The organism is Actinospica durhamensis (genome assembly GCF_018139695.1).
Taxonomy (GTDB): domain Bacteria; phylum Actinomycetota; class Actinomycetes; order Streptomycetales; family Catenulisporaceae; genus Actinospica; species Actinospica durhamensis.
In genome coordinates this window covers 1-8824 of record NZ_JAGSOG010000324.1, presented here as the reverse complement: position 1 = coordinate 8824, position 8824 = coordinate 1, and the positions used below count along the sequence as shown (strand labels likewise).

The following is an 8824-nucleotide window of genomic DNA, read 5'->3' as shown; positions in this document are numbered from 1 at the left end:
GTCATGGGTTCTCCGTCCGCAGACGCCGGTCCTGCTGCAGGGTGGAGAGCAGGGCCAGGGTCGACTCGGCGCCCTGATTCGCGTTGCGGCCGACGGCGGTGAGGCCGTCGTAGCCGCCGCCGGTGACCGGGTCGTACATCACGGTGCCGGCGTCGTTGTCGCCGGCGAACCAGGCGGCGGCCAGTCGGACCCCGGCGGCCCACCGGGGCTCGGCGGTGATCGCGAAGGCAGTGGCGCAGGCGTCGGCGAGCGCGGCGAGCTCTATCGGCTGCTGGTCGAAGCCGGGCTGCCGCTCCGCCGTGCCGCGACCGCCGACCGGGGTGGGGGAGAAGTGTCCGTCGTTGCTCTCCACGTCCATGAGCCAACCGAGCATGGCCAGGCCGCGGGCCAGTGCCTCCTCGTCGCCCAGCAGATGACCGGCCATCAGGAGTACTTCCGGCAGCGTCGCGTTGCCGTAGGCCAACCGGGTCTGCGGCCATGGCCAGTCCTCGTCGCGTACGGGCTGGTCGGTCCTGGCAGTGCCGATGGCGAGCGCCGCATCGGCCAGGAGTGCGCGCGCAAGGCGATGCGTGGGCTCAAAGGTCAGCACCTGCGCCGCGCCGAGGGCCGCGAAGGCCATGGCGCGCAGGTGGATCGGCCGGTGGTGGGCGCCGCGCTCGAAGAAGCCGAGCGCCGCGTCCCGGATCCAGGGCGCCGAACTGCCCGCCGCGGCCGTACCCAGACCCCACAGCGCCCGACCCCACCAGTCGCCGGTGGCCGGCCGGTCGTGCCAAGACCGGTCGTAACCCAGGCGGTTGTGGAAGCTGCCGTCCGGTCCCTGGGCGTGCGCGAGGAACGTCAGGTAGCGGCCGGACAGTTCGATCGCGGCCTCCGACGGAAAGGGTTCGCGGCACAGCACCATCAGTCCGCGGGCGACATCGTCGACGCAATAGCCGTGTTCCCGGCGCGGGATCGCACCGTCGGCGTGCTCGAACAGCCCGACCTCGTCGGTCATCCGCAGCACGTGACGCAGATCCAGGCTCTGCCGACTCGGGCTCCGTGGATGCACGCTCCGCGGTTCCGGCGGGGTCCTGGCCGGATTGACGCCGGACGTGGCCGCCACGATCGCCGTGCTGTCGCCGAACGTCGTGGTCACGCCGCGAAGCCTGCCGCGACGTGGATTCGGGCGGCGTGCCCGGCCCGGGCCGCGAGAAGGCCGGCGGCCAGGTCGCGGTACTGCGCTGCGACCGCGGGCCAGGCCAGGTCGGGGGCCAGTCGGGCGGACGCGGCGGTCATCGTCGCGGCCAGGGCGGGCTCGGTCAGCACCCGGCGCAGGGCTGCGGCGATGCCGGCCGGATCGCGGTGCCCGACCAGCAGGCCGGAGCCGTTCGCGAGCAGTTCGCAGGCGTGGGGGAAGCGGGTGGCGACCACCGGGCGCTGCGCGGCGACCGCCTCGATCAGCACGCCAGAGGTGGCCTGCTCGCTGGAGTCGTAAGGCAGGAGCACGACGTCCGCGCTGCGCACCAGGCGCTGTAGCGACTGGGTGTCTCGGTATCCCGGGTCGAACCGCACCATCGAGTCGACGCCGAGGGCGACCGCGCGGTTCATCAGGCTCGTGCGATAGGCCTCGCCCTCGCGCTCGAGCACCTTGGGGTGCGTCTGCCCGGCGATCACATAGCGCGGTGCCGGTGTCAGGTCGCGCAGGTCGGCCAGTGCCTCGATCGCCCACTCCAGGCCCTTGCCCGGGCCGAGCAGGCCCCAGCTCAGGATGGTCGGACCGCTCGGCCGCGCGGTGAAGGCGGCGAACTCGTCGGAGTAGGCGGAGTGCGGGGTGACCGCGGACAGGGCCGAGGCCACGTCCGAGACCGCACCGGAGACCAGGTCCGGAAGCCGGGTCGGGGCTGCCCCCTGGAGGATCGGCGTCGGGGCGCCATGGGTGATCGCGGCCACCTTCGCAGCGTTGATCACATATTTTTCGAACAGCCTGGCGGCGGCGGTTTTCGACATCACCACGACCGCGTCGGCGGCCTCGACGATCTGTTCGAGCACAAGGCGCTGGTTCGGTGTCGGCGAGCCGAGCACGGTGTGCAAGACCACGATCACCGGGACCCGCAGCCGGTGCAGCACGTCGAGTACCTGGTCCCCGTCCCGGCCGGCGTAGATGCCGTATTCGTGCTGGACGATCACCACGTCGTAACGGTTGAGCACCGCGGCGGCGGCGAGCATGGACAGGCGTGAGTCGGCCATCAGATGCCCCACGGTTTCCGCGCCGACCGGGCCGGTCACCTCGTCGACGACGCTCACCACCCCGCCACGGTCCAGACCGTCGGTCAGATGCTGGAACAGTGCCTGGTTGAAGGTGGCCAAGCCGCATTGGGTAGGCGGATAAGTGCTGAGAAAACCGTATGAAACGGACATGGTTGTTACCTCTCGATCATGCAAGCCGAACGGTCTGAACCCCGGGGCGAAACGGGATAGAACCTCACGCGGAATGCCGTCTCCCCAGCCGATCACTTGTAGGTCGACTACACGGCTGGCTGCGTCAAGAGAGGCCTCGGTCAGCGCGGAGAGTACCGCGGCGGAGCTGACCGCATACCGACTCCACGCACGTGCAAACGTTGCAAGCACGCCTTTGAGGCGCATGCGCGGCAGTTATTGTCGGTTCTGACATCGTAACACTCCGATCACTGAAGAGTTCTCATTCCCGCAGATCGCCCACCACTGACGCCGCGCACGCGCAGGCGGTCGAGGCGCCGAGCATCGTGGGCGAAGACGCCGGCGAAAATCCCAAGCCTGGTCCGAGGGGGGACGTGAACCCCGTTCGGATGGACCGCCGGTGGTGCGGGCCGACCCCAGCGGTGTCCGTCGGTCCCGGCCCGTCTGCGGACGGCGGAGTCCTCATATCCGAGGCAGGGGGCGCCGAGCAGAATCGCAGCGGCCCGGCTAGTAAAGGTGCCTGGCACGGTGCGGAACAGTGCCGCGACCACCTCGCCATGGCCTTTGTGTACTTTCGCGAGGAGGTTTCTGGCGAAGTGGACGCGGCAGCGCTGGTAAACCCAATCGTCCCCACGCGCCGGTGGTCCCGTCTACACCACATCCGGCGGCGGTCGTGCCGTCAGACCGCGGTGCGCCCGCCGTCGGCGGCCACGGTGGCGCCGGTCAGGTAGGCGGCGCGGTCGCTCGCGAGGAAGACGATGACTTGCGCGATCTCCTTGGGGTCGGCGAGTCGGCCGAGCAGTGTGGTGGCGCCGACCTGTCCGGCGCCTTCTTCTCCCATCGTGGCCAGGACCATGTCGGTGCGGGTCGGGCCGGGGGCGACGGTGTTCACGCGCACGCCGGAGGGGCTCAGCTCGGCTGCCCAGGTGCGGGTGAGCGACTCGAGCGCGGCCTTGGTCGCGCTGTAGACCGGGAGACCCGCCATGCCGATGCGCGCGGCCATGGTGCTGACGTTGACGATCGCGCCGGATCCCCGGGCGACCATGCCCGGCGCGAACGCGGCGACGAGCTGGTAGGGGGCGCGCACGTTGGTGGCGAATACGGCGTCGAACGAGGCGGTGTCGAACCCGCCGCGTCCGTCCCCGGTGTCGGGGGCGATCGTCGGGCCCATCGGGAACAGCGCCGCGTTGTTGACCAGGATGTCCACCTCCCCGGCCGCCTCGACGAGGGCGCGCAGCGATGCCGGGTCGGCCAGGTCGGCCGCCTCGAACCGGGCCGCGCCGCCCTGTTCCGTGATCGCCTTGACCAGTGCCGCACCACGCGCGGAGTCGCGGCCGGTGACGACGACCTGCGCGCCCGCGGCGGCCAGCAGCTTCGCCGTCTCGCCGCCGATCCCGCCGGTCGCGCCCGTGACCAGTGCCGTCTTGCCGGTGAGTTCCATGATGAGCCGTGCCTTCCAGGTCGTGTCCGGTCGCGGAGTGCGCCCGAACTGGGTTACCTGACCCAGAATCCTCGGAGAAAAATGGGTTGTCTAATCCAGAATCGGCTATGCTGGACCCATGAGCTCCGAGACCCGGCAGCAGCCGGCCCGCCTCACCCGAAAGGGCCAGGCCACGCGCTCGCGGATCGTGGCCGCCGCCGCGCAGCTGATGTACGAGCGGGGCGTGACCGAGGCGACGCTCGAAGACGTGCGCGCCGCCGCCGGGGTCAGCGGCTCGCAGATCTACCACTACTTCGCGGACAAGCAGGCACTGCTGCTGGCCGTCATCGAGCACCAGACCGAGGCGGTCCTGGAGCTCCAGGCCCCGCTGTTCGACCGGCTCGACTCGGTCCGGGGACTGCGGGCCTGGCGCGACGCCATGGTCGAGTTCCAGCGCCGCCTGCAGTGCAGGGGCGGATGCCCGATCGGCTCGATCGGCAGCGAAGTGGCGGAGACCAACCCCGAGGCGCGTCTGGCGGTGGCCTCCGGCTTCCTGCGCTGGGAGGGCGCGATCCGTGCGGGCCTGGGCGCGATGCACGAGCGCGGTGAGCTCGAGGGCGACCCCGACGACCTCGCCCTCGCCGTCCTCGCCGCGCTGCAGGGCGGGCTGATGCTCACTCAGATCCAACGCGCCGTCAGGCCACTCGAGGTCGCCCTCGACGCAGCGCTCGACCATGTTGCGTCACTCGTGCGCGTCGACCCTGTGTGAGTGCCCGGGCGCGGCTCCGGGCGGCGTCCGCGGTCGCGCGTATCTTTGAAGGCATGGATGAGCGGTCTCCGGGGCCGTCGCCGCAGGACCGTTTCGCGGATCTGGTCGACGACCTCGTCGGTGGCGACATCCCTCCGCCCTCGGGCGGCAGCGGGTTCGGGCGCGGCGCGCTGCGATGCAACGGGAAGATCTTCGCGATGCTCGTGCGCGGACGCCTGGTGGTCAAGCTGCCCGCGGCTCGCGTCGACGAGCTTGGCGCTCGCCTTCGCCCGAGGCGAGGAGGCGCCCGACGGACCGAGCTCTCCGTCAAAGGGTCGGCGACGCCGGTGATGCCGCCCCCCTGCGCGCCACGGCCGAGTCCTGGGCGCCCCCAGGCGACGTACGCATCCTGTGACGCTCCGCCCGCGCGAGCGTCCACGCCCGAACCCGCACCCCAAGTCGTCTGATCGGAACACCCATGAGCATGGCCTATCTCGCGCAACCCGACCAGCAGCAGCAACTCGAATGGCTCGACGGCGGCACCCTCGCAATGCTGCTCGACGGCAAGGCCACCAACGGACAACTGATGATCGGGCGCTTCGACGTCGCCGAGGGCGAGGCCCCGCCCTATCACAAGCACACCCGCGAGGACGAGGTCTTCCTGCTGATCAAAGGCAGCGCTCTGGTGTGGTGCGACGACCAGGAGTACGAACTCGCCGAAGGCGGCATCGTCTACCTGCCCCGCAACATTCCGCACGGATACCGCATCACCTCGAAGAAGGCCGACTTACTGATGATCAATACGCCGGCCGGGATCGAAGAAATGTTCCGGGAGACCGGCCGCGACAAGGCCACGCCGCGCCCGGACGGCTACGAGGTCAAAGCCGATCCCAGCCTCGCCGACAAGTACGGCAACGTCATCGTCGGACCGCCGCGCTGAGCCCACGGGATATCACCTCGGTGCTGTGCTCCATTCTGTGGAGAGGCAGATGAGCCCGGCCCACTGATTGACGAAGGCGAGCTCGATACCCACGCTCTCGAGGTACGCGAGCTGCGCGGACCTGAGCGCGGTCGCGGCAGGGGCTGCGCTGTTGAGAGCGACTGCGACGTCCGCAGCGATGATGCTGGTGGCCGCGCGCTCGACCTCGATGACGCCGCTGACCATGGTGCGGCACCCACCCAGCATGCAGGCGATGGCGAGGCCGAACGGCTCGCGTCCCGATGGCTGTTCGACCTTCGCTACAAAGCAGGAGGCGAAGACGATCGATCGCGGCCAGCGGTGCGTCAGCGCGGTGGCCGCGGACAGCGTGCCGCCCTCGGTGAACTTGATGCCTTGCGCCAGGCCGTCGCCGTCGCCGTGCGCGACCAGGTAGAGCCCGTCCCAGGAGGAGCTACTGAGCTCCTCCTGGGACTCCGCGCGGGTTCGAGCCCGAGTGAGGAAACCCGCCGAATCCAGCCGCCGCCAGTACGCCACCTCCACGTCGCCCTTGTCGAGCTGCTCGGCCGCCTCGTCGTCGACGTACGCCAGCACCCTTCCGCCGACGATCGCGGGCGTGGCGGGCCTCAGCAGGTTGAGCGAGGGGACGTGTCCGATGGTGCGGATCTGGAGGCAGATCAGTGCCGCGATGCAGCAGAGCCCGAGCGCATGGACGCATAGGCAACCCCCACGTGCGGTCACGCTCTCTCTTGATTGATACACGGCAGGCGGTCTGCATAAACGTCGGAATCATCGGGGTCGGTGATCTCGTTGGCCGGCTGCCGGTCGCTCGGGTGCGACGCGCGTACTACAGTGTCGGCACGGCGCTGTGACTCCGGATGGGTGGAGAGGCGGGGCGCCGGGTGTGCCGGGAAGTCTGGTCGGCGGGTTCTTGTTCGCCGTGTCCGACTGTTTCCGAGAGGCCCGCTCCCGTGTTCCACCGTGTGCGCCGTGATACGCACTGGCTCGCCGAGGCGGCCCGTACCAATCTGTGGCTGATGCCGACGTCGATGACGCTGGCGGCGACGGGTCTGTTCGCGCTGACCCGCGCGGTGGATTCGGCCGCGTACTACCGGCATTGGCATCTGCCGCTCTGGGTGATCGCGGGGAGCGCGGACGGCGCCCGGCAGATCCTCACCACGCTCGCGGCCGCGCTGATCACGGTCGTGGGCGTGGTGTTCTCGATCATCCTGGTCGCCCTAACCCTGACCTCGACCCAGTTCGGTCCGAGGATGCTGCGCAACTTCATCCGCGACCGGGGGACGCAGTGCACGCTCGGCGCGTTCGTCGCCACCTTCGTCTACGCGATGCTGGACCTGGTGGCCATCGGTCCCGGACCCTACGGCGACTTCGTGCCGCACGTGTCGATCACGCTCGTGCTGGCGTTGACCCTCGCGGATGTCGGGGTACTGATCTACTTCATCCACCACGTGGCCGTGATGATCCAGCTCCCGCAGGTCATCGCGTCCATCGCGAAGGACCTGAACGACGCGGTGGTCGGCGATGCGCAGCCACGCCGCGCCGGAGCGGGCTCCGGGCTCGCGCGCCCGGAGTCGGAGGCGCGGTTTCTGGAGGACCTGATGGGCCGGGTGGGCCGGGTCGTGGCGACGCCGGAGAGCGGATATCTGCAGTACGTGCGGCGCTCGATGCTGGTCTCACTCGCGGTCCAGCACGAAGCGGTGATCAGGCTGCACCACCGGCCCGGCCACTTCGTGGTGCGCGGCCAGCCGTTCCTGACCGTCTGGCCCGCGACCGCCGCGCCCGAGGTGGAGCGCTGGCTGCGCCGTGCCCACGTGACCGGGCCGTACCGGACGCTGTCGCAAGACGTCGCGTTCGCCGTGGACCAGTTGGTCGAGATTGCGCTGCGCGCCCTGTCCCCGGCGGTCAACGACACCTTCACCGCGCTGACCTGTATCGACTGGCTCGGTGAGAGCCTGTGCCGGATCACCGCGGAGTGGGATCCGGACCCGCTGTGCCGGGACGAGCGGGGGCTGGTGCGGCTGATCACGGCGCCGGTGTCGTACGAGGGGTTGGTCGAGCGGGCGTTCGAGAAGGTGCGCCAGGCCGCGGCCGGCATGCCCGCGGTGCTGATCCGGCAGCTCGACGCGCTGGCGCTCATCGCCCGCGCCACGCGGCGTGGCGACCGGCTGCCGGTTCTGGTCGCGCAGGCCGCGATGATCAGCCGACTGGCCGACGCGAGCGTGGCCGAGCCGGCCGACCTCGCGGACATCGGGCGCGCTTATCGCGAGTTTCTCGACTCCTCGGGCGGCTGACGTCGGCTGACGTCGGCTGAGTCGGCCGGCTGAGCCCGGCTCAGCAGGTTCAGGCTGCGGCGGGAGAGGGCAGCCGGTCGAAGCCGACCATCTTCGCAGTGCTCTTCCACAGGCGGGCGATCGCCCGTTCGTCCTCTGCCAGGGAGGCCGCCGGGGTCTCGTCTGCCCCGTCGTAGTACGCGCCGTTGTGTACAGGCGCGGTTTCCGGCAGGCACAGCCGCGCCACCGCTTCGGCGCCCTGGTCGATCGGGGCGCCGGTGCGCGCGTAGAGGGGTAGTAGGCCGGAGGCGATGACGCCGGGGTGGACGCTGACCGCGAGCAGGTGATCGCCGGCGGTGGCCGCGGCGGCCCGGGTGAACATCGTCAGCTGCAGCTTGGACTGGGCGTAGGCGCCGGTGCGTGAGTAGTGCTTGACCCGGTCCAGATCGCCCCAGTTGAAGTTGCCGGTGCGGTGCAGAGATGAGGAGAGGTTGACCACGCGCCCGGGCCGGGTCATGCACAGCGGGACCCACAGCAGCCGGGTGAGCAGATAGGGGGCGAGGTAGTTGACCTGGTGGGTGAGCTCGTGCCCGTCGCCGGTCAGGGTGCGGGTGTCGCTGCCGGCCACCGCGGCGTTGTTGACGAGCACGTCCAGGCACGGGTGGCGTGACTCGACGCGAGCGGCGAGTTCGGCCACGGCGTGCAGGTCGCGGAAGTCGGCGACTTCGAGTTCGATCTTCTCGGCGGGCAGCCCGGCCAGTACCAGCCGGTCGCGCGCACCCTCGACGAGAGCGGCGGTCGGGCCGTGCAGGATGACGGTCATGCCCGCGGCCAGCAGGCGGCCGGCCACGCCGTGCCCGATCCCGGTGGCGGAGCCGGTCACCAGGGCGACGGCCGGTGTGGGTGAAACGTGGACTGCTGTAGGCATGATGGTCTGATCCAAACGATGAGATGACGGGGTGGTGGGGCGCGCCGGGTCGAATCGCTTGCCGGGGTGCGGCGAAGTGTCGATA

The 8824-nt window shown here is 70.3% G+C and carries 8 protein-coding genes and 1 pseudogene; 3 read left to right on the top strand and 6 right to left on the bottom strand.

All coding sequences use genetic code 11. The features are described 5' to 3' along the window. Position 1: 1 nt before the first annotated feature. From KDL01_RS36070 to KDL01_RS36055, 4 genes and pseudogenes are all read right to left on the bottom strand, one after another. Entirely contained in the window at positions 2-1135 is a 1134-nt protein-coding gene (locus tag KDL01_RS36070) for a glycosyltransferase (RefSeq protein ID WP_212533196.1), read from the bottom strand. Beyond that, positions 1132-2346 carry a glycosyltransferase gene (locus KDL01_RS36065; protein WP_246577484.1) on the bottom strand — a complete coding sequence of 405 codons (1215 nt, stop codon included), beginning with the start codon at positions 2344-2346 and terminating at the stop codon, positions 1132-1134. The genes KDL01_RS36070 and KDL01_RS36065 overlap by 4 nt, the downstream gene beginning before the upstream one ends. Positions 2347-2939: 593 nt before the next feature. After that, positions 2940-3032, bottom strand: a pseudogene (locus tag KDL01_RS44140) (transposase); the annotation flags it as partial. A 62-nt stretch (positions 3033-3094) separates the two neighbouring features. Continuing rightward, positions 3095-3856 carry an SDR family NAD(P)-dependent oxidoreductase gene (locus KDL01_RS36055; protein WP_212533194.1) on the bottom strand — a complete coding sequence of 254 codons (762 nt, stop codon included), beginning with the start codon at positions 3854-3856 and terminating at the stop codon, positions 3095-3097. 118 nt (positions 3857-3974) lie between these two features. On the opposite strand from KDL01_RS36055, the gene KDL01_RS36050 reads away from it, so the two are divergent. Both KDL01_RS36050 and KDL01_RS36045 read left to right on the top strand, forming a co-directional pair. Next, complete coding sequence (locus tag KDL01_RS36050; RefSeq protein WP_212533193.1) at positions 3975-4604, top strand: TetR/AcrR family transcriptional regulator; 630 nt, start codon at positions 3975-3977, stop codon at positions 4602-4604. 457 nt (positions 4605-5061) lie between these two features. Then, positions 5062-5523 carry a cupin domain-containing protein gene (locus KDL01_RS36045; RefSeq protein ID WP_212533192.1) on the top strand — a complete coding sequence of 154 codons (462 nt, stop codon included), beginning with the start codon at positions 5062-5064 and terminating at the stop codon, positions 5521-5523. Positions 5524-5535: 12 nt separating this feature from the next. On the opposite strand, the gene KDL01_RS36040 is transcribed toward KDL01_RS36045, so the two are convergent. Then, on the bottom strand, positions 5536-6261 hold the full coding sequence (locus KDL01_RS36040; RefSeq protein WP_212533191.1) for a CHAT domain-containing protein: 726 nt from the start codon (positions 6259-6261) through the stop codon (positions 5536-5538). A gap of 137 nt (positions 6262-6398) precedes the next feature. Between KDL01_RS36040 and KDL01_RS36035 the strand changes: the two genes are divergently transcribed. Then, positions 6399-7832 carry a DUF2254 domain-containing protein gene (locus tag KDL01_RS36035; RefSeq protein ID WP_281415792.1) on the top strand — a complete coding sequence of 478 codons (1434 nt, stop codon included), beginning with the start codon at positions 6399-6401 and terminating at the stop codon, positions 7830-7832. Positions 7833-7881: 49 nt separating this feature from the next. Here the strand turns inward: KDL01_RS36035 and KDL01_RS36030 are convergent, their stop codons facing one another. Next, positions 7882-8739: an SDR family NAD(P)-dependent oxidoreductase gene (locus KDL01_RS36030; RefSeq protein WP_212533189.1), complete on the bottom strand. Its 858-nt coding sequence runs from the start codon at positions 8737-8739 to the stop codon at positions 7882-7884. Positions 8740-8824: the final 85 nt, after the last annotated feature.

Bases quoted from the DNA above. Each gene is read 5' to 3' on its own strand.
- KDL01_RS36055 (WP_212533194.1), bottom strand. From the start codon at position 3,856: ATGGAACTCACCGGCAAGACGGCACTGGTCACGGGCGCGACCGGCGGG.
- KDL01_RS36050 (WP_212533193.1), top strand. From the start codon at position 3,975: ATGAGCTCCGAGACCCGGCAGCAGCCGGCCCGCCTCACCCGAAAGGGC.
- KDL01_RS36045 (WP_212533192.1), top strand. From the start codon at position 5,062: ATGAGCATGGCCTATCTCGCGCAACCCGACCAGCAGCAGCAACTCGAA.
- KDL01_RS36035 (WP_281415792.1), top strand. From the start codon at position 6,399: ATGGGTGGAGAGGCGGGGCGCCGGGTGTGCCGGGAAGTCTGGTCGGCG.
- KDL01_RS36030 (WP_212533189.1), bottom strand. From the start codon at position 8,739: ATGCCTACAGCAGTCCACGTTTCACCCACACCGGCCGTCGCCCTGGTG.